Genomic DNA, 24596 nt, shown 5'->3' with positions numbered 1-24596 from the left:
AGTCTAAGATTACTTAAACACTACATTCTCTTTACCAAGCAACTTCAACAGTGCTTCTTGCAGCTCATTTGATGGTGTAACTTGAATATTTTTAAGTTCCGTTGTTTGCTTGGTTATTGCTTGGTGAATAATAACTTTGCTATCTCCTTTATGTCGCGCTAAAATCGGTTTTATTTGCTCCATTTGCAGTGGTTCCGTAACCTTTAGAAATAGCCTTACTGGAGCTTTCATTTCTTTTAAATCTGAAGCTTCATTGATAATTAATTGAAGTTCTCCATTCCTCGTATCTGCTTTCACTTTAAGAAAAAGAATTTCTCCTTTTTGAGCAAAATTGGCGTATTTTCGGTAGCTTTCAGGAAACATCACAGCACTTAGTTCTTTCGATTCATCACTAATCGTCAAAAAGCACATCGTTTCCCCTTTTTTAGTTCGAATAGACTTCACTTCATGAACATAGGCTGCAACTTGATAGATTTTTCCAGAAACAACACTCGCTAACTTTGTAATAGCAAGGTTTTGTAATTTGTTTTGATAATATGATACTGGATGTGCCGAAACGTATTGACCCGTATATAATTTTTCTTTTTCTAATTTTTCGTCAATCGAAATTGGCGAGGTTTTCCGGTAACGAGGTTTCATTTTTTTCAAAAACTCATCATCTTCTGCAAAAAGATTCATACCTTTTGAATCTTCTCCGAGTAATGAAATGTATTGCAGTACTGCATCTATTGTTGCTAATATAGTTGCCCGGTCTTCACCAAATTCATCAAAACAACCAGAAAAAACAAGCGCTTCTAAAACCGTTTCTGAGAGCATTTTGTGAGGCATTCTTTCACAAAAGTCAAAGAAGTCTTTAAATGGTGCTTTCTTCCGTTCATTGATGATTTCTAAAATAAATTTTGTTGGTACTTTTCGAATAACCCGGAAACTATAACGGATTGAGGTCTCGTTTTCCATTTGGAAGTAATAATTACTATGATTAATACTTGGTGCTAACATGTTGATACCATAGTTCTTTGCTTCTGTAATATATTGGGAAATTTTATCATCGTTTCCAAAAACAGAACTAAGAAGCGACGACATAAATGCCGCTGGAAAATGTGCTTTTAAATAGGCTAATTGAAAAGCGATTTTTGAGTAAGCAGCTGCATGACTCCGGTTAAACCCATAATTCGCGAATTGGACAATCATGTCGTAAACTTGATTAGCACTACTCTCTAAATACCCTTTATTTTTAGCTCCTTCAACAAAATGAAGTCTTTGCTCGTTTAAAACATCCGCTTTTTTCTTGCTGACAGCTCGTCTTAATAAATCTGCTTCTCCTAGTGAAAAACCAGCCATCTGATTAGCTACTTGAATAATTTGTTCTTGATAGACGATAACGCCATAAGTCACTTCTAAAATAGGCGCTAAATCTGGATGTGGATATTGAATTTTTTCTTTTCCGTGCTTTCTAGCAATAAACGTATCAATTTGTTCCATTGGTCCTGGGCGGTAAAGTGCATCCACAGCCACAACATCTTCAAAAGAAGTCGGCTTTAATTTTCGGAGCACTCGGCGAATCCCGTCTGACTCAAATTGGAATACGCCTGTCGTATCGCCTGTTTGAAACAGTTTTAATGTTTTTTTATCTTCTAAAGAAATATCTGCTAAAGTTAGCGGCGTTTCTCGAGTATAATTAATTGATTTTAAAACACGATCAAGTAAACTCAGATTTCTGAGCCCAAGAAAGTCCATTTTAAGTAAGCCGATTTTTTCTAATTCCCCCATAGCAAACTGGGTCAATCTAGCATCTCCGCTACCTAATTGAAGCGCAACTTGTTCAACGAGGGGCTTATCGCTAATAACAATCCCGGCAGCATGCGTCGAAATATGGCGCGGTAAACCTTCGAGTTGGCAAGCTACTTCCCATATCATTTCGTTTTCTTTGGAGCTTTTAATATGATTTTCCAGTCGTGGACTTTCTTGGAAGGCTTTTTGTAAGGTGATGCCTAATTGACTTGGAATTAACTTCGACCATTCTGATAATAGGACCGAATTTAAACCAAAGCTTCTCGCAGTATCACGAATCGCCGCTTTAGCAGCTAAGGTCCCGAATGTACCAATTTGGGCAACGTGCGCCTCTCCGTATTTAGATACGACATAAGAAATTACTTCATCCCTGCGATTATCTGGAAAATCTAAGTCAATATCAGGCATTGTTATTCTTTCTGGGTTTAAAAATCGTTCAAATAGCAAGTTATAACGAATTGGATTGACATCGGTAATTCTAAGCGCATAGGAAACAAGCGACCCTGCCGCAGACCCCCTACCTGGTCCAGTTAAAATTCCTGCTTCTCGAGAATAACGGATAACATCCCAAACAATTAAGAAATAATCTGCAAACCCCATCTCTGTAATAACGTTTAGCTCATAATCTAAACGTTCGCGATATTCTTTTGCTAATAAATCCCGTTCTTTCAAGCCAGCATAAGCCGTTTGCCTTAAAACATCTGAGGCATTTTGTTCTTGGTTTAACGGAAATCTTGGCAACAAATGCTGATCTAAGGCGATTTCAACGTGACAACGTTCGGCTAATTTCTCTGTTTCGAGACATGCCTGTTTTTCGAAATCAGTCTGCCAGTCACGCTCCATTTCAGCCTGTGAAGTAAAATAATTGGGACCAGCGAGTGGCAGCGTCTCCCAATCTACTGTACGATTATCACGGATTGCAGTCAAAACTTCTTTAGCCTGAGCATCTTTTGGCTCCATATATTGGACATCTTTCGTTGCAACAACAGGAGCCTTTTCTTCTGCTGAAAAAGCTTCTATTTTGGCAAAAAGGCGTGGGTTTTCTTTTTGGGCTGATAAATAAACGGATTCTTTGCCAAAAATCCTGACTAAGTTCTCGTAAACTTCTAGTGCCCCGTCGCGATTTTCTTCCATAAGAAGACGCTCTACTTCTCCCTTGGCGCCGGGTGAAATAGCAATTAAATGACTGCTATACGCACGCAACCAACTCTGTGGCAATTCGGGACCTTCTTCCCGTGTTTGAATGGCACTTGCGATTTTTAATAACTCATGATATCCAGCGGTTGATTCCGCAATTAATATCAACTCATATGAATTAATTGGATTTAAGTAACCTTGTATTGTCACCGTCATCCCGATAATTGGTTTTATATCCGCCGCTAAACACTTTTGATAAAATTCAACTACTCCGTAAAGTACATTTTTATCCGTAATTGCTAAGGCTGGATAATGGTATTCTTTTGCTTTAGCGATTAGCTTATCGATTGATGCTGTACTAGAAAGCAAATCATAAGCACTCGCAACTTGTAAATGAACAAACCCCACTATCCTCTCTCCTTTCAAAACTCTCTTTTTCCATTATATCGGTTAAGCTAAAAAAAAGAAAGTGTGTTCGTGTTTTTATATAAAAATAAAGCCAGCTAGTTAAACTGGCTTTATTTCTTGTTTATTTAGCCGCACAGATGCGTGCAAGTTTTGCTGTCATTTCTTTTATTTCTTCTTCATTATGAAGGGTCGCGCCAGAAGCGAGTGGGTGTCCGCCTCCACCGTATTCTTTCGCTAGCTCATTAATAACTGGTCCTTTTGAACGTAACCGCGCTCTGAAAACCGGGCCTTCTTGAATGAACATAATCCACGCCTTAATTCCTTCCACATTTTCGATGCAAGATACAAGTGCGGAAGCGTCGCGCGGATCTACTTCAAACTCGTTTAAAAGCGTATCACTTAAATAAACGGTTGCAGCGCCATTTTCATCCATAACAAAGTTTTGCAAAATATACCCTGAAAGCTTCACTGTATTTTTTGGTAGCTCATATAATTCACGGTAAAGCGCCGGACGATTAAATGGAAATGTTACTAAATACGAGGATAGAAGTAAAGTTTCTTCTGTTGTACTTGGATACAAGAACCGTCCAGTATCACCAACAATTCCAGCATAGAGGAGTCTTGCAGCTTTTTCATTTAGAATTAACTCTTCTGAAAATGATTCCCAAAAAGCAGCAATCATTTCGCTACAAGAAGAAGCAGTCGTATCAACCCAAAGTAAATCACCATAAGCATCGTCATTTGGATGGTGGTCAATTTTGATTAGTGCTTTACCGAGGTTAAACCGCCCGTCTGAAATCCGCTCTTGGTTTGCGGTGTCACACACAATTACAAGCGCATCTTTATATACTTCATCGGCTATTTCATCTACTGCACCTAAAAATTGGAGCGACACTTCATCATTCCCAACCGAGTAAACTTTTTTCTCTGGAAAACTAGCTCGGATAATTTCTGCAAGTCCCATTTGCGAACCGTATGCATCTGGGTCAGGACGTACATGCCTATGCAAAATAATCGTTTCATATTGTTTTATTTGTTGTAAAATCTCACTTTTCATTGTTTCGCCTCTATTTCTTTTTAACGTTCCATCATTTGACAAGCGACAATAGCTTTTCCGGTCAAAATCCCTTCTAAATAAAGCTCTACATCTAACTTCCCGGCTTTACGCCCCATTTCCAAAATTCGCGGCTTAATGACAATCGTCGCGTCCATTTGAACAGGTTTTAGAAAATACATTGTTACATTTTCAATCGCTACATTCCGTTTCTTCATAGAAAATAGTTTTTGCTGTACGACTTCGCAGACCACTTGGGTAAATACACCGTACGATAATGTTCCAAGCGAATTAGTCATTTGGGGGCTTACTTTAAATTCGTAATCTGCCTCTTCGCCAGTATCTGCTTTTTCGGAAAGCTGATTCGCAATCGTATCATCAATTGTTTCGCCGACTTGCGGTTGTTTTTGAATCATTTGCATAGATTTTAGAATATCCTGTCTGCTAACGATACCAATTAAAGTTAAGTCATCTTTAACGACCGGAATTACTTCGATACTCTCCCAAATCATCATGTGTGCCACCGAGGCTACGCTCATTTTCGGTCCAACGGTTAACGGATTTTTTGTCATTACTCGTTCAATCGAAATACTTGGATTTTTTTCTAGAATATCCTTACTCGTAACCATCCCAGTTAGTCTCATCGCCCGGTTAACAACAGGGAAACGGCTGTGGCCTGTTGCCTCTTCCATTTTATGCCAATCTTCCACTTTATCAGACGTAGATAAAAATGCAGTTGTTTCTAGTGGTGTCAAAATATCCTCAACAAATACTACTTCTTTTTTAATTAATTGGTCATAAATCGCGCGGTTAATCATCGTTGCAACCGTAAACGTATCATACGAAGTCGATAAAATAGGCAATTCTTTCTCATCCGCCAACTGTTTTACTTCGTCGTCCGTATCAAATCCACCAGTAATCAGTACCGCCGCGCCACGTTTCAAAGCAAGTTCATGAGCGCTCACCCGATTTCCGACAATTAATAAGTTCCCAGCGTCGGTATAGCGTTCCATCGCTTCCACCGTCATCGCACCAATAACAAACTTATTAAGCGATTTGTAAAGCCCAGCACGACCGCCTAACACTTGCCCATCAATCATGTTCACAATCTCAGCAAAAGTTAATTTTTCGATACTATCCTTTTGTTTTCGTTCAATTCGAAGTGTCCCCACTCGTTTAATGGTGGAAACAAACCCGATTATTTCTGCGTCTTTAATAGCCCGATAAGCGGTACCCTCACTTACAGATAAGTTTTTTGCGATTTTTCGCACAGAAATTTTTTCTCCAACTGCAAGATTTTCAATGTATTTTAAAATCTGTTCATGTTTTGTGGCCACGACTCGTTCACCCATTCCTATTTTGTTAGATTTCGATACCTTCCCCAATTTCAAGTACTTTGCCAGTTATCCCCTTATCAAGCGATGCAACAAATTTGTGCGGATCTTGCGCAATCAAAGGAAATGTATTGTAATGTATTGGAACAACTAATTTCGCTTGTAAAAATCGTGCTGCAATCGCCGCATCTTCCGGTCCCATTGTAAAATTATCCCCAATTGGCAAAAAAGCAACATCTAACGGGGTTAATTCACCAATTAATTTCATATCAGAAAATAAACCAGTGTCCCCTGCAAAATAAATATTTTTATCTTCTATCGTAAATACAATTCCGGTTGGGAAACCAAGGTTAACAATGCGACCATCTCGAACTGTCTGTGATCCGTGAAAAGCTTGCGTTAACTTTATTTGCCCAAAACTAAACTGTCTTTTCCCACCAATATGCATTGCCGCAATATTCTCAAGACCATCTTCTACAGCTAAAAATGCAGCTAAATCTGCATTACAAATGACTGTTGCTCCAGAATTCTTAGCAATTTCAACTGTATCACCGACATGATCATCATGCCCATGCGACAGAACAATAAAATCTGGCATTTGCTCTTCTGCTTTTAAATCACACTTTTCATTCCCAGAAATAAATGGATCAACTAAAATAGTTGTATTTCCAGTAATTATTTTAATACAAGATTGACCATGAAATGAAATCTTCATAGTAAAAACTTCCTTCCTGATTAATTATTTTACGTGTATTATTGTACCACTATTTATTATAAACTAATATATAACACCTCGTAAACTAGGAGGCGTTTATTAGCAAAATATTTCCTCCACATGTTATCATGAAATAGAAATCAATTGGAAAGAAGGTACAATTATGGAAAAAAATATCGATGTCTTACAAAACTGGTTAAAAGACCAAGGTGCCGAGGTGGCATTTTTAACAGATCCAGAGAACATCGCCTATTTCTCAGGTTATCATAGTGAGCCACATGAGCGTGTACTTGGCTTAGCTGTCTTCCCAGATAACGAACCTTTTCTATTTACGCCGGCTCTTGAAGTAGAAGATGTTCGTGGCGGCGACTGGACACACCCTGCGTATGGATATAACGATACCGAGAACCCTTTCACAATCATTGCAGACGAAATCAAAAAACGTATAGCAAATCCAAGTAAATTTGCTATTGAGAAAAAACATATGAGCGTAGATCGCTACGAACAATTAGGTGGTTTATTCGCCGACAGCTCTTTCATTCCGATTGAACACAAAATCGAGCAAATTCGTCTTATAAAAACAGAAGCCGAACTAAAAATATTAAAAGAAGCAGCTTTATTAGCAGATTATGCGGTACAAGTTGGCGTAGACGAAATCGCAGAAGGCAAAACCGAAGCAGAAATTGTGGCAAAAATCGAATATGAAATGAAGAAAAAAGGCGTAACCGCAATGTCTTTCGATACAATGGTGCTTACTGGTAAAAACGGTGCCCTGCCACACGGTACTCCTGGCGAAACTAAAATCCAAAAAGGCGATTTAGTTTTATTTGATTTAGGGGTTGTCCATAAAGGCTATTGCTCTGACATTACACGTACAGTGGCTTTCGGTGACATTTCCGATGAACAGAAAAAAATTTACGATACTGTTTTAGAAGCACAACTAGCTGCTGTTGAAAAAGTAAAAGCTGGTATAAAAGCAAGTGATATCGATTTAACTGCTAGGAATATTATTTGTGAAGCTGGATATGGCGATTATTTCCCCCATCGCCTCGGTCACGGATTAGGTGCTAGTGTTCACGAATTCCCTTCCATCACAGAAACAAATAAAATGGAATTGCAGGAAAATATGGTATTTACGATTGAACCAGGTATTTATGTTCCTGGAGTGGCTGGCGTTCGTATTGAAGATGACTTAGTAGTTACAAAAGACGGTGTTCAAGTGCTAACCGAGTTTCCAAAAACGTTACAAGTTATCAAATAAAAAAAGCAAACTTCCGTGCGGAAGTTTGCTTTTTATTAAATTAATTCTGCACTATTTGTATAAGGTAAATTCAAAGAATCAGAAACAGCTTTATACGTAATATGCCCTTGATACGTATTTAAACCACGAAGCAAGTATGGATCTTTTTTTATAGCTTCTTCTAATCCATCATTCGCAAGTTTTAATCCAAATGGTAAGGTAGCATTTGTTAACGCTAAGGTAGATGTCCGCGGAACAGCTCCTGGCATATTAGCAACTGCATAATGAAGAACTCCATATTTTTCATATGTTGGATTATCATGTGTAGAAACATGATCGGTAGTTTCAAAAATCCCGCCCTGATCAATTGCAATATCCACAAGAACTGAACCAGGAATCATTTGTTTAATAACATGCTCCTTAACTAATTTTGGTGCTTTTGCTCCTTTGATTAATACAGCTCCTATGACTAAATCGGCCTTTTTAACAGCCATTTCGATGTTAAAATCATTTGACATTAAAGTTTGTACTTGATTCCCAAAAATATCATCTAATTCGCGAAGTCGTTTCAAATTCATATCCAGTATTGTAACATTAGCGCCAAGTCCTACAGCAATTTTTGCTGCATTTGTTCCAGCAATTCCGCCACCGATAATAACTACTTCACTTTTCTCAACACCAGGTACACCACCAAGCAATACACCCATACCACCATTTGTTCTTTGTAAAAATTGTGCGCCAATCTGAGCTGCCATTCTTCCTGCAACCTCACTCATTGGAGAAAGTAGTGGAAGTGTATGATCAGCGAGTTCTACTGTTTCATAAGCTACACTATTTACTTTACTTTGTAATAAAGCTTCGGCAAGCTTTGGTTCATTCGCTAAATGTAAATATGTGAAAAGTAATAAACCTTCTTTAAAATATTGGTATTCTGAAGCAATTGGTTCTTTTACTTTTACAACCATGTCTACATCCCAAGCCTCTTTAGCTGTTTCGACAATTTTTGCTCCCGCTTGCACAAAATCAGCGTCTTGATAATTAGAGCCAATCCCCGCATCTTTTTCCACATAAACAGTGTGTCCTGCATTTACATAAGAAAAAACACTTGCCGGGGTCATTGCCACCCTATTCTCATTATTTTTTATTTCTCTTGGTACGCCGACTAACATCTAAATCACTCTCCTCGATATAGGTATAATAGACTATAAAAGATTTTCTACACCCCCATGCTAACACAATATACCTAAATTGTAAAAAATTAACTAACGGAAATTCAAACAAAAGATTTAGCAAAATTAGACGAAATATTTACCTCATAATAATTTATTTTTCATTTTATGGTTCTTTTGGAAAAAAAGGGGTAAAATATAAGTATAGTAGATACATATATTTTGATTGGAGGAATTATTATGTTACAACAATATGAAAGAGTTTTAGTAGCAGTTGATGGATCTAAAGAAGCAGAAAGAGCTTTCCAAAAAGCAATTCAAGTGGCTAACCGTAATGATGCGGCGCTTGGTCTTGTACATGTTATTGATACACGTGCGTTCTCGTCCGTAGCCAATTATGATACAAGCATGGCGGACAAAGCTACTGAATATGCAGACGAATTACTTAGTGGCTATAAAGAAGATGCTTTAAAAGGCGGTGTAACAAAAGTAGAAAGCTATATTGAATACGGTTCACCAAAAACAGCCATTACAAAAGAAGCAGCAAAAGCATTCCAAGCAGATTTAATTATGTGTGGTGCTACTGGCCTAAACGCTGTAGAACGTTTGTTAATTGGTAGTGTATCAGAATATATTATTCGCCACTCCCCTTGTGATGTCCTTGTAGTTCGTAATGATGTGCCTGATTATAAAGATGAGAAATAATAATAGAAAAAGGCTAGCTCTTTAAAAAGAGCTAGCCTTTTTTATCGTTTTTAGCGATTGTTTTTAATTGTCTCTACATCACGAGCAATCATTAATTCTTCGTTTGTAGGAATGATGATTACTTTTACCGGAGAATGTGGGTAGTTAAGGAATCTTTCTTCTCCGCGCACTTGGTTAAGTGCTGGATCCCAGTATACGCCCATGAATTCAAGCCCACGAAGTACTTTTTCACGAATGTATGAACTATTTTCACCGATACCAGCTGTGAAGATAATTGCGTCTACGCCGTTCATTCGAGCTGCATAAGAACCAATGTATTTATGAATACGGTCAACGAAAACTTGAAGTGCAAGTTCTGCACGGTCGTTTCCTTTTGCAGCTTCATCTTCTAAATCACGAAGGTCGCTTGAAATACCAGAAACACCAAGCATACCAGATTCTTTATTTAATACATCAAGCACTTGTTCAGCAGTTTTGCCAGTTTTTTCCATAATAAAAGGAATAAGCGCTGGGTCAATGTTACCAGAACGAGTTCCCATAGAAACACCTGCTAGTGGAGTGAATCCCATGGAAGTATCCATTGATTTTCCGCCTTCAATTGCAGCAATACTAGCACCATTTCCAAGGTGACATGTTAGTAAACGTAACTCTTCTACAGGACGACCTAGAAGTTCTGCAGCGCGTTCGGATACATATTTGTGACTTGTACCATGGAAACCGTATTTACGGATGCCATAATCTTCATAGTAGCTGTAAGGCAAGCTGTAAAGGTAACTTGCTGGAGGCATTGTTTGGTGGAACGCTGTATCGAAAACAGCCACTGAAACAACGTCAGGTAAAATTTTACGGAAAGCTTTAATTCCAGTAACGTTTGCTGGATTATGAAGTGGCGCAAGTTCAGATAGAGCTTCAATATCTTTAATTACTTGGTCATCAATATAAACGGATTCAGGGAATCTTTCTCCACCGTGAACGACACGGTGACCAATTCCAGTAATTTCATCGTAAGAACCGATAACTTTGTGATTAATTAATTTTTCAAGTAGCATTTGAACAGCAATTTCATGATCAGGAATATCAATAATTTCTTTGATTTTTTCTCCGTCTACAGTAATTGTGAAAATAGAATCTTTCAAGCCAATTCTTTCTACAATACCTGCTGTAATAACACGTTCAGATGGCATATCATATAATTGGAATTTCAGTGAAGAACTTCCGGCGTTAATTGCAATCGTTTTTTCCATTTTGTTTTTGTCAATTCCTTCCATTATTGTTTCCCTTGAACCAGTTCTCTATTTCAGCTAAAATCGGTGCAGTTACGCTCGGATCTGTTAGTGAAGAGAGATTGGCCAGTAAAACTTCTTTTGGCGGCTTTACATTTACGTCCGCTTTTCGTAAAATCAAGATGCTTTTTCGTGCTTGTTCAGACTTAAACAGTGTTTCAGGCAATTTAATAATTCCCTCAATATGACCGTTTTTCTTGATAAACTTGTCCACCTTAGCAAAGTCACTAGTCCCAAACATTGCGTCAGGTACCAAGAAGAACAAATATCCTCCTGGCTTTGTGTAGCGCATTCCTTGTTCAATAAATAAGAAATGTGCAAATGAATGCCCTTCTTCACGGCAAAGTTCAAATGTTTTTGCATTTTCATCATCTGGATAATACCCCACAGGCAAATCACTCATTACAACATCTACAGGATCTACTAACAAATTAGCCAGACCATCTTGATGAAGTAACGTCATTTTTTGTCGCTGTAAATCCGCGCCTACTAATGCAAGTGAAATAAGCAAATCATCTACATCCACACCACTCGCATGAACGTCTACATCGCCTTTTAGTTCTAGTTGGTTTATCACGGTAGTTAAAAGGTTCGCTGTTCCACAGGCTGGATCCAAAATAGAAATATTTTTCTTTTTTTGAATCACTTTTTCAAGTAAATAAGCCATAATAAAACCAATGGAATCTGGTGTCATTTGGTGATTGACTTGAATACCATGTTTCATGCCTTTTAGTAGTGCTAATTGAAGACCTTTGCGTATTTCTTCATTTGAAAAATTCTCAAGTTCGATACTTTCGTAAGACTCTTGTAATTTCAATTGTTTTTCAGAAGACAACTCTTCTTTTTGTAAAACTTCTTTTTGAAACAGGTTTTCTCCTGTTTCATAAACCGCTTCCAAATAGCTTATTTCAAGTTCATTTTGCAAGATAATAGCTGTATTATCAAGCACTTGAAACAATTCTTGCGTTGCTTCATTTGCCAAAAGTAACACCTCGAATTTCCATCATTACTAACACCACCAAATATTATACAGTATTTCTAAAGAATGTGAAAGGATTTTCTGTAGTAAAAGATGAAATTCCAATTGGAAATAGTTAATTATAATTAGTACAGTTTATTTTTTGTAGTAATACAGAAAAAACTTCTTACTCATAAAATTTCTACTTAATAATCACTATTTTCTATAAAATATATTTATTGGTCTTCCTCTATTATAAAGGGTGTGTATCCATTTATTTTATTTTTTTCAGAAAATTTTCTTTCCCTTAAGAATAAGTGCCAATTTTTTTCACGTAGAAGCGCACTATTTGTCCAATAATAATTTTCAACTTTGGTACGCTGGGAGTTATAAACACCTTTATGGCAGTTTTTTCGTAAGAATTGATTTATTAAATTTACTACCCTTCTCTCATTTTCAGATGGATCAGAAAGAAAGAGAGTTGCTCCTAAAGCATATTGATCCTCATCACCAAGCCTTATACTTACAAAGCCTCTCTTATCATCTCGATTCACTTCACTTTGATATTTCCCTAATATTTTTAGCTGTACATCCTGATTACCTACTAATATTGAATGCATTTTAGTAAGATGCATTTCACTAATGTCATCGATTCCTATATACTGATGCTTATAATCTTTAGAAAAAAATACTCCTAAATTCTCATTATTTAAGAAAGTGGATAATAATATGTTTAAATCTTCCAAAACCATAAAAACTTTTTTATCCATATAAATACCTTGCCTTCCCATCTATTATGACTACCAATAAAGCTATCTTAGCATAAAAATAAAAAACGTAATAGGTCAGTATTTCTTGACCCATTACGTTTTACAGATAATTTATGCTTTTTTCGCAGCTTCAATTGCCGCTCCATAATTCGGATGGTCGCTGCCTTCTGAAACTACTTCGGTGTAGACAATTTCTCCTGCTGCATTTACAACGAAAACAGAACGCGCTAGTAAGCGAAGTTCTTTCATAACGACACCGTATGCTTCCCCAAAAGAAAGATCGCGGTGGTCAGATAAAGTAATTGCATTTGGCAAACCTTCTGCTGCACACCATTTCTTTTGAGCAAATGGTAAATCGACGGAGATAGTTAAGACAACCGTATTATCTAAATTGCTTGCTTCTTCATTAAATTTACGTGTTTGTGTGGAACAAACACTTGTATCAATGGAAGGAACAACGCTGATAAGTCTCACTTTACCGTCATAATCGTGCAAGGTTACTTCTTCTAAATCTCTATTAACCACTGTGAAGTTTGGCGCTTTATCGCCTGCTTTTCTTTCGGTACCTACGAGTGTAACTGGATTATGTTTAAATGTTACTTGAGTCATTTTTCTTCCTCCTTTAATGGACGCTTCTATTCCATTTTAAAGAAGAAGTGAACTATAAGCTATTTTTTTGCTCCATTTGCCCACTTTTCATCTAATTCTAAATAACCTATGTGGACAACAGAGGTAGATTCAAAGAAATCTGCAATTCCTTGTTTATTTGGCGTAAAAGCACAAACAACGTATAAAGGCCAAATTGTTTTTAATACAAAACGCATCGCACCTTCTCGGAATAATACGGTTAACCAAGTTAATTTTTTCCCATCTAATTTGACTACACGAAGTCCGAACAGCATTTTTCCTATTGTTTGTCCAAAAAACTTAGTTAGTAAAATAAAGTAAACTAGGAAAATAATCGTGGTCATCCCCCAATAAAATGTGAAAAAACCGTCATCCATTTCCATCCCAGAAACACGGAAAATCGGGTTAACGATAATTCCCTTCAAAGCCGCGATGACAACTAAATCAACTAAATAAGCTAAAAATCGGATCCAAAATCCAGCAAAATACTGTTTAGGAATAGCTTCTTCTTTCGGAATAGGTGGTTCATAATGATAGACTTGGCGTTTACTTTCAAAAGCAGCATTTTCATTAGCCATTTGCGCCTCTCCTCTCACATTATTCTCCATATAAATACATCATTCTTGGCGCTTTGAGTGTGCCAGTTAATTTAATTAGTTGAGAAATATCCGCATTTTGACCGGAGATTTTTTGTGCTGCTACAGAGAACAGTGAACTAAAGTCTTCCGGTGCATCATATTGGATGACTGTTGCATCCGATAGTCCTTTTTCTTTTTTCAAAGCTTCTAAAGCATCTTCTTGATAGCCAAACTCATCAATTAAGCCATTTTCTTTTGCTTGGCGACCATCATATATGCGGCCGTCTGCAATTTTGCGCACTTCTTCTACAGACATTCCACGACCTTTTGCAACGACATTAACGAACTCATTGTAAGAATCATCAATCATTGACTGCATAATTTTCTTCTCATCTTCTGTCATTGGTCTGGTGCCGCTCATAATATCTTTATATTCGCCACTTTTAATGGTATTATCCGAAACACCTAGTTTTTTCATTAATTCGCTATAATCATACCCTTGCATAATAACGCCAAGCGAACCAGTCAATGTTTCTTTGCTTGCAAAAATTTTGTCAGCTGGTGCGGAAATATAATATCCTCCTGATGCTGCCATACTCCCCATGGAAACATAAAACGGTATATTACGTTCTTTTTGAATTTGTAAAATTTTGTCACGAATTTGTGCGGATTCCATGACGCCGCCACCTGGTGAATTTACATACAAAAGTACACCTTGAATATAATCATCGTTTCTCACTTGTTCTAATTGTTGCATGAAAAATGAATGGTCGTAGCCTGCTCCACTAAATAAAGAACCAGAATCTCCCGTATCTTGAATAGTACCATCTACAGATAATACAGCAATTGTATCGGCTCCACCTTCTTCAATTACCGTTTCTGTGAGTTCATCCATATCTGCGAATAAACTTTCGATAAATGTCGGGTTACTCTCTTCCATTGAAGCAATTTGACTTGATGTAAATTTTGCTAACGCACTAACTATCAAAAGTGCGAAAACAATTCCTAGTGCAATCCATCTTTTAGCGTTCATTTATTTCTCCCCTTTTTCTACTTAGATAATGTAATAATACCAGTCTCTTTTATTTTGTACAATCTTTCTCTTAAATTGTGTCCCTTTTCACTTTTTTAAAGATGAAGAAAGAAATTGCTCTTAAGTCATGTTATAATAAGTTTGTTGATTAAAATTGGATTCTGGAGGGACAACTAACATGGCAAAAACTATTTTTTATTTTTCCTATCGAAAAACAGAAGAATTACATGCAAAAGCAAAAGAATTGAAGAAAATTACGACGGATTATGGATATGAATTGACAGATGACTATCAAAAAGCAAACGTTATTATCAGTATTGGTGGCGATGGTGCTTTTCTTAAATCTGTAAGAGAAACCGGCTTCCGTCAAGATTGTTTATATGCAGGGATTGCACTAACAGAGCAATTAGGTCAATACTGTGACTTCCATATTAATCAATTGGATGAAATCATCAAGGCAGCAATAGAAGATCGTTGGTTAGTACGTCGTTACCCCACTATTTATGGAACAGTAAATAATACCAAAGCATTTTATGTCTTAAATGAATTTAATATTCGTTCTTCCATTATTAGAACACTTACGATGGATCTTTATATTAATGATTCTCACTTCGAAACTTTCCGCGGAGATGGCATGGTTATTTCCACACCAACAGGAAGTACCGCTTATAATAAATCAGTGAACGGTTCTATCGTGGACCCACTTCTTCCATCTATGCAAGTAAGTGAACTCGCTTCTATTAACAATAATAAATTCCGCACACTCGGTTCTTCTTTCATTCTTAGTCCAAAACGCAAATTACGGATTGAGATTGCATCTGAAGAAGGAAATAATGAATTCCCAATGATTGGAATGGATAGCGAAGCACTTAGTATCCAACATGTTCATGAGGTTAACTTAGAAGTAGGCGATCGCTTTATCAATATTATTAAACTGCCTAAAAATTCCTTCTGGGATAAAGTGAAACGTAATTTCCTATAAAAAACTGGGCATCAAATAAATGAATAAAAAAAGCAATATGTTTTGGAGTTTTTCCAATTTATATTGCTTTTTTTATTTAGTAGTAATTGTTTTATCTTACGTTACTTTATAATTGTATTTTAACAAATCTAATAACTCCTGAAAAGTTACTTTTTTATCCGGATACTCTTCGTCAAGAATATAATAGGAAATTATTACTTGCTTTGTTTCAAATTCAAAATTCAATTGTGTCAGGTTAAAGGTCATTTTCGCTTCTCTTTCAGATTTTAAATTTGCAACAATCTTATAAGCTAAATTTTTGGATAAATTATCATTACTTAAAAAAACGAGTATTACTTTGTCCCTTCCCAGTTCTGCGCTCTCCATTATAGAATTGTGAAAAAATTCCTTTTTCAAATATATTCCACCTACTTTCTAATAATAAAAAGGTTGATTTTATACGATTATTCGTCTACAAATATTCTTAAAATGAGGTGTAACATTATAATTTCGTAAGGTACACCTTCAATGAAAAATCTTGGCTTGTATATTCGTCAATATAAGAGCAGTCATTATGATAAGCTGTTTGCAAAAATTCCTTAATGATACAATCATAATTATCCACAAAAGTAGTTTTACAACCGAATGGCAATGCTATATCATAATTAGATATAACATTAAACCTAATTTGACTAGCTTGAGCATCAAACCATAAATAAAAGAGGATGGTTTTAGACAGTTTTAACTTTTGAACTTGTTCATTTCGATTTGAGATAACTCGTTTAATGAATATAAGCAAATCCTCTAAAGTTATCCCTTCTACTACTTTTACGTTTATAGAAATACACCACATATTGTTGTCTATTTCTTTCTGTCGTTCTGATTTATTTTTTCCAATAAAAATTGGGTCAGATACAATTTCTTCAAGTTCCTGTAAAAATTCTTTTTTGTCCATGCTGACCCCTTCCTAATATAAAATCGCTTCACTTAATGTTTTACACAAACAATACAGCATAGTGATATTGTTAACAATAGGACTTTCACTTTTCCTATTATACATGATTACAAACAAATTAGTTAGGAGAATTATATTAGAAACTAGGGATTTCAAACATTTCTCTCACCTTGTCTATTCCATTAATTATTTTACTTCCAAAATCGCTGCTAGTAATGCTTTTTGTGCGTGCAGCCGATTTCCTGCTTGTTGATAAATAACCGAGTGAGCCCCATCAATAATCTCTGCTGTCACTTCTTCTTCTCGGTGTGCTGGTAAACAATGTAAGAAATGATAATCTGGCTTAGCAACACTAACTAACTCTCTGTTCACTTGATATTTCCCCCCAAAATCAGCTAAACGTTTTGCATTTTCTTCTTCCTGCCCCATGCTTGTCCAAACATCTGTATAAATAAAATCCGCATCTGCTGCAGCAAGCTTTGGATCTTCGGTTATGAAAATCTTCGCGCCACTTTTTTCTGCTAATTCTTTCGCAGTATGGAGAATCGCTTCGTCAACCTCATATCCTTTTGGCATTGCTAGTCGTATATCTAGCCCAACCATTGCGCTTGCTAAAACAAGAGAGTGACATACATTATTTCCATCACCAATATAGGCTAATTTGACACCTTCAAATTGATCTTTCCATTCATAAATAGTCATTAAATCTGCTAACGCCTGGCATGGATGATGTAAATCGGTTAAACCATTAATAATAGGAATCGCTGCATGGTACGCCAATTCTTCTACTTTTTCATGGCTAAAAGTCCGAATCATAATTGCATCGATATACTCTGACATTACATGCGCTGTGTCCTTAATTGGCTCACCCCGACCGATTTGAAGTTCCTTAGAACTCATTACAATCGCCTGACCACCTAATTGCAAAATACCCGCTTCAAAAGACACCCGCGTTCTAGTAGAAGGTTTATCAAAAATCATTCCTAAAATTTTTCCACTTAAAATATGACTATAATGAGCTGGATTTGTTTTCATTGCAACAGCCAGCTTAATAATATCGATCAACTCTTCTTTATTCCACTCAAGCAAATCTAACATATCTTTTCCTGTCGTACTGCTTTTAACGTACATCGTCATCTCACTCACTTCCAATCAATTGTTTTTCCAAAACGCTTTTTAATATACTAATTACTTGATCTATTTCTGCATAGCTTACAGTTAAAGGTGGTAAAATTCGTAATATATTGGGCCCGGCTGTTAGTATTAATAAACCTTTATTACGTAATTCTGTAACAACTGGCTCCGCGATACTATCCAGTTCTATGCCAATGAGAAAACCTTCACCGCGAATTTCTACAACATTTTCTAACTGCTCGAAATGTTCTTCTAATAAATTTCTAAAATAAGCTGCTTTTGCGTTCACTTCTTCTAAAAATCCTGGTTGCTTCATTGATAATAAAATTTCTTTCGCAGCTGCGAGGGCTAGTTTATTTCCGCCAAAAGTAGAACCATGACTTCCCGGTCCAAAAGCACTGCTTAAGTATTCTTTTCCGACCATTGCTCCAATTGGCAAACCGTTACCAAGCCCTTTTGCTAAAGTAAAAATATCTGGATCTAAGAACGTCTGCTGAAAACCAAAAAGGGTTCCAGTTCGGCCAAGTCCTGTTTGGACTTCATCAATAATAAGTAATACGCCTGCTTTTTTACAAAGTCTTTGAACTTCCATTAGCCAGACTGCATTTCCTGGAATGACGCCGCCTTCACCTTGGATTACCTCTAACATGACAGCCGCTGTATTCTCGTCAAGCTCAGTTTTGAAAGACTCTATATCGTTATAGGGAACGTATGTAAAGCCAGGAACAAGACTTCCGAAACCTTGATGGATTTTAGCTTGTCCGGTAGCTGACATCGAACCGAAAGTACGACCATGAAAAGATTTTTCAAACGTTATTATTTTTTCTTTGCCTGTATATTTTCTCGCTAATTTAAGAGCAGCTTCATTAGCTTCTGTCCCGCTATTGCAAAAAAATACTAGTTTATCTGTCCCGTTAGTAATTAATTCCGCTACGCTATCTTGCAGTGCACATTCATATAAATTCGAAGTATGCCAAATATTTGCTAATTGGGATTGAATCGCTTCCGTAACATTCTCCGGGCAATGACCTAAGTTGCAAACTGCAATCCCGCTAGTAAAATCAAGATACGTTTTACCTGTTGCGTCTTTGACAATTGTACCGTTACCTTTAACTATATCAACTGGGAATCTTTCATAGGTTGGAAAAACATGTTTCATCTAATCGCCACCTTATTTTTAATTTTTGTTCCAGCATTTTCAAGTGAATCTGTAATAATTACTTGACCGACACCATTTTCAGCAGCAAAAGCAGCACTTGCTAATTTTGGAATCATTCCGCCTTTTATTATGTCGGTAGTTTGTAATTTGTTTATTTCATCCGTAGCTATTTCGTCGATAATTTTTGCTCCATTTTTCACGCCTGGGACATCTGTTAGTAAGTAAAGCGCTTCAGCATTTAGCGCACTTGCTACTTCACAAGCCGCTGTATCAGCATTGACATTTAGCCAGTCATGCGCGCTATTGATACCAAGCGGTGCAATCACAGTGATAATATTTTCAGCAAGTAATTGTTCAATTAAAGCTGTTTTCACTTTAGTAATTTTCCCAACAAAACCAAGGTCTGAATCATTAATTTGATCTGCTTCTAACAAACCAGTGTCGCCAGCGTTTAATCCAATAACAGAAATATTTCTTTTTTGAAAAGCTGTAGTGATGGCTGGTTGGACTTGGCCAATTAAAACCATTTTTGTGACTTCAAGCGCTTGTTTATTAGTAACGCGTAGGCCTTTTTTCGTCTCAACAGGAATATCAAGTGCTTTCATCATTTTCGTTATATAATGACCGCCGCCGTGAACTAGTACGATTTTCTTTTTCTCTGCTTGCCATTTGATAATTTGCTGGAAGAAATGGTCTGTCAAATTATCACTTGCAACGCCGCCTAATTTTACTACTATTGTATTTTTCAATTCTATTCACTCCTTAGGTCCGGTAACATGCATTGATTTTGACGTATTCATAACTTAAGTCGCATCCCCACGCTGTTCCTGACTCAAGACCGATATGAAGATCGACTTCAATAACGATATGTTCTTCTTCTAAATAGGCATCTAATGCTTGTTGATTAAAAATTGTTTGGCTACTATGATTTAGTATTTCCATGCCACCAATTTTAATAGTAATGTTATCTGGTGCAAAACGGCCACCTGAATAACCAATTGCACAAATAATACGTCCCCAGTTACCATCCCCACCAAATGCTGCTGTTTTCACGAGACTAGAAGAAACGATTTTTTTAGCTATCATTCTGGCATCTTCTGTTTTAGTCGCGCCTTTTACTTGAACCTCAATTAATTTAGTCGCGCCCTCACCGTCTCGAGCAATACTTTTAGCAAGGTGCTCTGTTACGGCTTGAAACATAGCTGCAAATTTGTCAAAATCAGCTGTTCCTTCTTGAATCAGCGGGTTTTCTGCGCATCCATTTGCCATAACAACGACCATATCATTAGTAGAAGTATCGCCATCAACCGTTATTTGATTGAAAGTTTTGTCTACTTTTATTTTTAGTAATTTTTGCAATAATTTAGCTGGAATGTTTGCATCTGTTGTAATAAAAGCGAGCATGGTAGCCATATTAGGGTGAATCATTCCTGAACCTTTTGCTACCCCTGACATCGTCACTATTTTACCACCTATTTTTGTTTGAAAACTGATTTGTTTTTGAAACGTATCCGTCGTTAAAATTGCTTCTTCAAAGTCAGCGGCATTTCCCGTTTGTTTGTCTAACATATCAATTCCAGCCATTATTTTATTCATTGGGAGCATCTCGCCAATAACCCCCGTCGAAGCAACTGCTACAGAATCTAGCGGGATTTCTAGTTTTTCTGACGTTTTAGCTCGCATTGCAAGTGCATCTAACATCCCTTGATTCCCTGTACACGCATTAGCATTTCCGCTATTTACGATAATTGCTTGTAACTTCGCGTTATTTTTAAAAGAATCTTTCGTTACAAAAATTGGTGCAGCTTGCATTTGGTTCATCGTGTAGACTGCCGCAGAATTTGCCGGAACTTCTGAATAAATCCAGCCAATATCATTTCGTTTTCTTTTAAGCCCAGCATGTTTTCCATCAGCATAAAAACCTTTTGGTGAAGCGATATTTCCTTTAATAAGTTCCATATTATTTTCTCCCTTCACGGATACACCGGAATAAATCCCAATCCATCACTTTCAGCAAAATTCGCCATTATATTTAAATTTTGAACGGCTTGACCAGCGGCTCCTTTGACTAAATTATCAATCACGGAAACAATGGTGATTACATTCGTTTTTTCATTATAAGCTAAGCCAATATCACAGTAATTAGAAGCTGTTACTTGTTTTATAGTTGGATAAAAATTCGCCTCTTGAATTCGGACAAATGGAGCATGTTCGTAGGTAGATTCGTATAATTGATGTAATTCTTGCTCGGTAATTGGTTTTTTTGGTTTAACGTAGATAGTTGTGAAGATGCCTCGTGTGATGGGAATTAATGAAGTGGAAAATTGAATGGCTGGGATACTCACGTCCCATTTTGTTAGTTGTTGCATGATTTCTGGAATATGTTGATGAGAATTCATTTTATAAAGTGTCATGTTTTCATTCGTTTCTGTGAAATGAGTGCTTGTTGATGGCACTTTTCCAGCACCGGAAAGACCTGATTTGGCATCTACAATAATGGAGGTGGGATCAATTAGCTGTTTTTTCACGAGTGGAGCTAACCCTAACAAAGTCGCCGTTGCGTAACATCCTGGATTAGCAATAAAAGTCGCAAGTTTATTGTCGCGAAATTCTGCTAAACCATATTCCGCTTTAGCTAAGTAATCCTCAGGTGCCGCTTTTTTCCCGTACCATTTCTCGTAAATTTGGTTATCTTTTAGCCGAAAGTCTCCGGATAAATCAATGACATTAAGCCCGGCATCAATGTACGGTAAGGCCACATCTTTCGCAATTCCCGATGGCGTAGCAATAAAAACCGTTTCGCTTTTTTCGATGATTTCTGCTGGATTTATCTTCTCTAAGGGGCTAGCTTCTAAACCTTTTAAATGCGGATAAAAGTTTGCCAATGTTTCTGATTGTGCGGAAAAACTATGTAACGTCGCTATGTCGACCGAAGAATGTTGGTGCAACAAGCGGATTAGCTCAAGCCCTCCGTATCCTGTCGCCCCAATAATAGAAACTTTCATCCTAACCCCTCCCGTTAATTGTTAAATGATACTTTTCATTATAATGATGTATATTTATAATGTCAAATGGTTTTTTATTAATATTTAAAACTATTTTATGCATTTTTAGTTATTTTTTTATGTATATAATATACAAAAAACCGTTTATCCTAAAAAGGATAAACGGTTTATCTTAAAATAAGTCAGCAAACTCATCTTTCACTTGCGCAGTTTCAGTTACATTCACAGAAATGGTTTCGATGTTGTCTAATGCTTTCGCAATTAACGAATCAAAATCTGTGAAGCTTTCGTAATGCTCGATTTTATCAAGTTTTGGTTTTGTTTTTGGAGAAGGCGGCGTGAAAATCGTACAGCAATCTTCAAATGGTTGCACAGATAAATTATACGTATCGATTTTTTGTGCGATTTGAATAATTTCATTTTTATCCATGGAAACAACTGGGCGAATAATCGGTGTAGCTGTTACAGCGTTAATTGCTAGCATACTTTCGAGTGTTTGGCTGGCAACTTGACCTAAACTTTCACCATTAACAATTGCTAAACCATTTCTCTTACGGCGAATTTCATCTGTAATTCGAAGCATCATTCGGCGTGTAACAGTCATAATCACGCTCTCAGGAATTTGTTGTTTGATTACTTCTTGAATTTCTGTAAATGGAACGATATGCATTTGAACTTGTCCGCTATACTTAGCCAGTTTTCCTGCTAAATCGATTGCTTTTTGTTTAGCTTGTTCGCTCGTATATGGCGGGCTGTGAAAATGAACTGCTTCAATCTCCACACCGCGTTTTTGTGCTAAATAACCAGCAACTGGACTGTCGATACCTCCAGAAAGCATTAGCATCGCGCGACCAGAAGATCCGACTGGAAGACCAGCTGCTCCAAGAATCGTGCGACATGATAAAAACACGCCTTCTTTACGAACATCAATCGTTAGTTTTACATCCGGATTTTTTACATTGACAGTCAGGTCCTCGATATTTTGTAATACATGTGCGCCAATTTCCTGATTGATTTCATTGGAGTCCAGAGGAAACTCACGATGACTACGTCTTGCCGCTACTTTAAAAGTACCATTTTTTTCGTGCACATCTTGGACTAATGCAAGTGCGGCAGTTTTTACTTCTTCTAAATCTAAATTAACGCGAACCGCTGGACTAAACGATTGAATTCCGAAAATCGGTTTTAAACGTTCTTCTGCCAGCTGATAATCTGCCCCATTTAAAATAATATACATCCGGTCGCGTTCCCCGTGAATACGGACTTCCGGTAAATCTTTCATTGCGCGCTTCACATTTTGTGCCAATCTAGTCACAAACTGTTTTCTGTTTTTTCCTTTAGTAGATAATTCTCCGTATCTAATTAACATACGATCAAATTCCAATTTATTTCACCACTTTATTTAGATTTTCAATAATTTCTTGCAACTTTTGAATAAAAATTTTCGCTTCCGATAAACGGTTTTCATAAGATAAGCTTACTCTTACCGCGCCAGTGGCTTCTTCGTCTGTCACACCCATGGCTTTTAACGTACTACTTGCTAATTTTTGTTTAGATGAGCAAGCGCTTGTTGTTGAGATGTAAATATCTTCTTTTTCTAATGCATGAACTAGAATTTCTCCCCGGTGACCTTTTGCCGAGAAACAAACAATATGTGGTGCCGCTATGTTTTTCTTAGTATGCACTGTCATATCGGGCATTAGAGCAATCTCTGTTAATAAATAATCACGGATTTCGATTAGTTCTACTCTCTTTGATTCATTTTCTAGTGTTAATCTTAATGCCTTGGCAAGCGCCACAACACCCGCTAAATTTTCTGTTCCACTACGGTAGCCCATTTCCTGACCGCCACCAATAATTTCCGGATGTAAATGAACTTTTTTCCGTTTTACAAGTGCTCCTGTACCGCGTAAAGCATGAAATTTATGGCCTGAAAAAGTTAGTAAATCAATCGCATGTTTATTTATTACGAGCGGAATTTTTCCAACACCTTGTACAAAATCGACATGAAAGAAAGTATTTGCACGAGTAGTAAGCAATTTGCCAATTTCTTGGAGTGGTTGAATACTCCCTACTTCATTATTCACACCCATAATAGATACTAAAATGGTTTCATCCGTAAGTGCTGCTTTTAATTCATCTAACTGGATAACGCCATTTTTATCAACTTTTAAATACGTCACTTTAAAGCCATTTTCCTCAAGCTCTTCCATTACTAAGCGTACAGAAGGATGTTCAATACTGGAAGTAATAATATGATTTCCGCGGTTTTTGTAGTTGTAGGCAATACCTTTAATTGCTAAGTTATTTCCTTCTGTCCCACCAGATGTAAAGATAATTTCTTCTGGAAAAACCCCTAACATTGTTGCGATTTGCTTTCTGGATGCGTCTAGTAATTCTTTAGACTTTGCACCAAAACGATGAAGTGAAGATGGATTAGCGAAGTAATTACTTGCTACTTTCGTATATGTTTCAAGCACGGCATCATTTGGTTTAGTTGTCGCGCTATTATCGAAATAAATCATAAAAAATAGACTCTCCTCCCAAATATTCCACTCTTCATTTTATCATAATTCCAAC

At 36.9% G+C, this 24596-nt stretch carries 23 protein-coding genes; 3 read left to right on the top strand and 20 right to left on the bottom strand.

Annotated elements, in window-relative coordinates:
- Positions 1–9 precede the first annotated feature (9 nt).
- The 4 genes from dnaE to HCB45_RS03570 all read right to left on the bottom strand — a co-directional run bounded on the left by dnaE (position 10) and on the right by HCB45_RS03570 (position 6439).
- Entirely contained in the window at positions 10–3336 is a 3327-nt protein-coding gene (gene dnaE / locus HCB45_RS03585; protein ID WP_185618845.1) for a DNA polymerase III subunit alpha, read from the bottom strand.
- Between the two features lie 121 nt (positions 3337–3457).
- The gene (locus HCB45_RS03580; RefSeq protein ID WP_185618842.1) at positions 3458–4393 is read right to left on the bottom strand and encodes a DHH family phosphoesterase; all 936 of its coding nucleotides are present in this window, start codon (positions 4391–4393) and stop codon (positions 3458–3460) included.
- A gap of 20 nt (positions 4394–4413) precedes the next feature.
- Entirely contained in the window at positions 4414–5727 is a 1314-nt protein-coding gene (gene ytoI / locus HCB45_RS03575) for a CBS-HotDog domain-containing transcription factor YtoI (RefSeq protein WP_008947944.1), read from the bottom strand.
- Between the two features lie 25 nt (positions 5728–5752).
- The gene (locus HCB45_RS03570; protein WP_185618840.1) at positions 5753–6439 is read right to left on the bottom strand and encodes a metal-dependent hydrolase; all 687 of its coding nucleotides are present in this window, start codon (positions 6437–6439) and stop codon (positions 5753–5755) included.
- Positions 6440–6602: 163 nt separating this feature from the next.
- On the opposite strand from HCB45_RS03570, the gene HCB45_RS03565 reads away from it, so the two are divergent.
- Positions 6603–7700, top strand: a complete 1098-nt coding sequence (locus HCB45_RS03565) for a M24 family metallopeptidase (RefSeq protein WP_185618837.1) — start codon at positions 6603–6605, stop codon at positions 7698–7700.
- A gap of 35 nt (positions 7701–7735) precedes the next feature.
- Here HCB45_RS03565 and ald read toward each other — a convergent pair whose 3' ends face one another.
- On the bottom strand, positions 7736–8848 hold the full coding sequence (ald, locus tag HCB45_RS03560) for an alanine dehydrogenase (protein ID WP_185618835.1): 1113 nt from the start codon (positions 8846–8848) through the stop codon (positions 7736–7738).
- A gap of 240 nt (positions 8849–9088) precedes the next feature.
- Between ald and HCB45_RS03555 the strand changes: the two genes are divergently transcribed.
- Positions 9089–9553, top strand: a complete 465-nt coding sequence (locus HCB45_RS03555; RefSeq protein ID WP_185318889.1) for a universal stress protein — start codon at positions 9089–9091, stop codon at positions 9551–9553.
- Between the two features lie 50 nt (positions 9554–9603).
- Here the strand turns inward: HCB45_RS03555 and HCB45_RS03550 are convergent, their stop codons facing one another.
- The 6 genes from HCB45_RS03550 to sppA all read right to left on the bottom strand — a co-directional run bounded on the left by HCB45_RS03550 (position 9604) and on the right by sppA (position 14802).
- A complete protein-coding gene (locus HCB45_RS03550) occupies positions 9604–10797 on the bottom strand; it encodes an acetate kinase (RefSeq protein ID WP_010989750.1) in 1194 nt (397 codons plus the stop codon).
- Positions 10798–10807: 10 nt separating this feature from the next.
- Positions 10808–11818, bottom strand: coding sequence for a class I SAM-dependent methyltransferase (locus HCB45_RS03545; RefSeq protein ID WP_185318890.1), 1011 nt, complete (start codon positions 11816–11818; stop codon positions 10808–10810).
- Between the two features lie 212 nt (positions 11819–12030).
- Positions 12031–12564 carry a hypothetical protein gene (locus HCB45_RS03540; RefSeq protein ID WP_185318891.1) on the bottom strand — a complete coding sequence of 178 codons (534 nt, stop codon included), beginning with the start codon at positions 12562–12564 and terminating at the stop codon, positions 12031–12033.
- A 111-nt stretch (positions 12565–12675) separates the two neighbouring features.
- Positions 12676–13173: a thiol peroxidase gene (tpx, locus tag HCB45_RS03535; RefSeq protein ID WP_185318892.1), complete on the bottom strand. Its 498-nt coding sequence runs from the start codon at positions 13171–13173 to the stop codon at positions 12676–12678.
- Positions 13174–13232: 59 nt separating this feature from the next.
- On the bottom strand, positions 13233–13769 hold the full coding sequence (locus tag HCB45_RS03530; protein ID WP_185318893.1) for an RDD family protein: 537 nt from the start codon (positions 13767–13769) through the stop codon (positions 13233–13235).
- A 19-nt stretch (positions 13770–13788) separates the two neighbouring features.
- Positions 13789–14802, bottom strand: a complete 1014-nt coding sequence (gene sppA / locus HCB45_RS03525; RefSeq protein WP_185318894.1) for a signal peptide peptidase SppA — start codon at positions 14800–14802, stop codon at positions 13789–13791.
- A gap of 178 nt (positions 14803–14980) precedes the next feature.
- On the opposite strand from sppA, the gene HCB45_RS03520 reads away from it, so the two are divergent.
- Positions 14981–15784 (top strand): NAD kinase, encoded by an 804-nt coding sequence (locus HCB45_RS03520; RefSeq protein WP_003723315.1) that lies wholly within the window; start codon positions 14981–14983, stop codon positions 15782–15784.
- A gap of 96 nt (positions 15785–15880) precedes the next feature.
- Here the strand turns inward: HCB45_RS03520 and HCB45_RS03515 are convergent, their stop codons facing one another.
- The 9 genes from HCB45_RS03515 to HCB45_RS03475 all read right to left on the bottom strand — a co-directional run bounded on the left by HCB45_RS03515 (position 15881) and on the right by HCB45_RS03475 (position 24541).
- A complete protein-coding gene (locus HCB45_RS03515; RefSeq protein ID WP_260508436.1) occupies positions 15881–16180 on the bottom strand; it encodes a hypothetical protein in 300 nt (99 codons plus the stop codon).
- An 85-nt stretch (positions 16181–16265) separates the two neighbouring features.
- On the bottom strand, positions 16266–16718 hold the full coding sequence (locus HCB45_RS03510) for a hypothetical protein (RefSeq protein WP_185318895.1): 453 nt from the start codon (positions 16716–16718) through the stop codon (positions 16266–16268).
- 186 nt (positions 16719–16904) lie between these two features.
- Positions 16905–17855, bottom strand: coding sequence for an ornithine carbamoyltransferase (argF, locus tag HCB45_RS03505; RefSeq protein WP_185607773.1), 951 nt, complete (start codon positions 17853–17855; stop codon positions 16905–16907).
- Between the two features lies 1 nt (position 17856).
- Positions 17857–19011 (bottom strand): acetylornithine transaminase, encoded by a 1155-nt coding sequence (argD, locus tag HCB45_RS03500; RefSeq protein ID WP_185607774.1) that lies wholly within the window; start codon positions 19009–19011, stop codon positions 17857–17859.
- Positions 19008–19760, bottom strand: a complete 753-nt coding sequence (gene argB, locus HCB45_RS03495; RefSeq protein WP_185318898.1) for an acetylglutamate kinase — start codon at positions 19758–19760, stop codon at positions 19008–19010. Before argB ends, argD begins: the two co-directional genes overlap by 4 nt.
- A 13-nt stretch (positions 19761–19773) precedes the next feature.
- The gene (gene argJ, locus HCB45_RS03490; protein ID WP_185318899.1) at positions 19774–20970 is read right to left on the bottom strand and encodes a bifunctional glutamate N-acetyltransferase/amino-acid acetyltransferase ArgJ; all 1197 of its coding nucleotides are present in this window, start codon (positions 20968–20970) and stop codon (positions 19774–19776) included.
- A gap of 14 nt (positions 20971–20984) precedes the next feature.
- On the bottom strand, positions 20985–22016 hold the full coding sequence (gene argC, locus HCB45_RS03485) for an N-acetyl-gamma-glutamyl-phosphate reductase (RefSeq protein WP_185618832.1): 1032 nt from the start codon (positions 22014–22016) through the stop codon (positions 20985–20987).
- Positions 22017–22188: 172 nt separating this feature from the next.
- Complete coding sequence (thiI, locus tag HCB45_RS03480) at positions 22189–23400, bottom strand: tRNA uracil 4-sulfurtransferase ThiI (protein ID WP_185618828.1); 1212 nt, start codon at positions 23398–23400, stop codon at positions 22189–22191.
- A gap of 1 nt (position 23401) precedes the next feature.
- Positions 23402–24541 carry a cysteine desulfurase family protein gene (locus HCB45_RS03475; RefSeq protein WP_185318902.1) on the bottom strand — a complete coding sequence of 380 codons (1140 nt, stop codon included), beginning with the start codon at positions 24539–24541 and terminating at the stop codon, positions 23402–23404.
- Positions 24542–24596 lie beyond the last annotated feature (55 nt).

Origin of the sequence: Listeria farberi, assembly GCF_014229245.1 — a bacterium.
Lineage (GTDB): Bacteria > Bacillota > Bacilli > Lactobacillales > Listeriaceae > Listeria > Listeria farberi.
This window is presented reverse-complemented; position numbering and strand designations above follow the sequence as displayed.

Excerpts from the sequence above, each read along its gene's own strand:
- HCB45_RS03580 (WP_185618842.1), bottom strand. The coding sequence starts at position 4,393 with ATGAAAAGTGAGATTTTACAACAAATAAAACAATATGAAACGATTATT.
- HCB45_RS03570 (WP_185618840.1), bottom strand. The coding sequence starts at position 6,439 with ATGAAGATTTCATTTCATGGTCAATCTTGTATTAAAATAATTACTGGA.
- HCB45_RS03565 (WP_185618837.1), top strand. The coding sequence starts at position 6,603 with ATGGAAAAAAATATCGATGTCTTACAAAACTGGTTAAAAGACCAAGGT.
- ald (WP_185618835.1), bottom strand. The coding sequence starts at position 8,848 with ATGTTAGTCGGCGTACCAAGAGAAATAAAAAATAATGAGAATAGGGTG.
- HCB45_RS03555 (WP_185318889.1), top strand. The coding sequence starts at position 9,089 with ATGTTACAACAATATGAAAGAGTTTTAGTAGCAGTTGATGGATCTAAA.
- HCB45_RS03550 (WP_010989750.1), bottom strand. The coding sequence starts at position 10,797 with ATGGAAAAAACGATTGCAATTAACGCCGGAAGTTCTTCACTGAAATTC.
- HCB45_RS03540 (WP_185318891.1), bottom strand. The coding sequence starts at position 12,564 with ATGGATAAAAAAGTTTTTATGGTTTTGGAAGATTTAAACATATTATTA.
- tpx (WP_185318892.1), bottom strand. The coding sequence starts at position 13,173 with ATGACTCAAGTAACATTTAAACATAATCCAGTTACACTCGTAGGTACC.
- HCB45_RS03530 (WP_185318893.1), bottom strand. The coding sequence starts at position 13,769 with ATGGCTAATGAAAATGCTGCTTTTGAAAGTAAACGCCAAGTCTATCAT.
- sppA (WP_185318894.1), bottom strand. The coding sequence starts at position 14,802 with ATGAACGCTAAAAGATGGATTGCACTAGGAATTGTTTTCGCACTTTTG.
- HCB45_RS03520 (WP_003723315.1), top strand. The coding sequence starts at position 14,981 with ATGGCAAAAACTATTTTTTATTTTTCCTATCGAAAAACAGAAGAATTA.
- HCB45_RS03510 (WP_185318895.1), bottom strand. The coding sequence starts at position 16,718 with ATGGACAAAAAAGAATTTTTACAGGAACTTGAAGAAATTGTATCTGAC.
- argF (WP_185607773.1), bottom strand. The coding sequence starts at position 17,855 with ATGACGATGTACGTTAAAAGCAGTACGACAGGAAAAGATATGTTAGAT.
- argD (WP_185607774.1), bottom strand. The coding sequence starts at position 19,011 with ATGAAACATGTTTTTCCAACCTATGAAAGATTCCCAGTTGATATAGTT.
- argJ (WP_185318899.1), bottom strand. The coding sequence starts at position 20,970 with ATGGAACTTATTAAAGGAAATATCGCTTCACCAAAAGGTTTTTATGCT.
- argC (WP_185618832.1), bottom strand. The coding sequence starts at position 22,016 with ATGAAAGTTTCTATTATTGGGGCGACAGGATACGGAGGGCTTGAGCTA.
- HCB45_RS03475 (WP_185318902.1), bottom strand. The coding sequence starts at position 24,541 with ATGATTTATTTCGATAATAGCGCGACAACTAAACCAAATGATGCCGTG.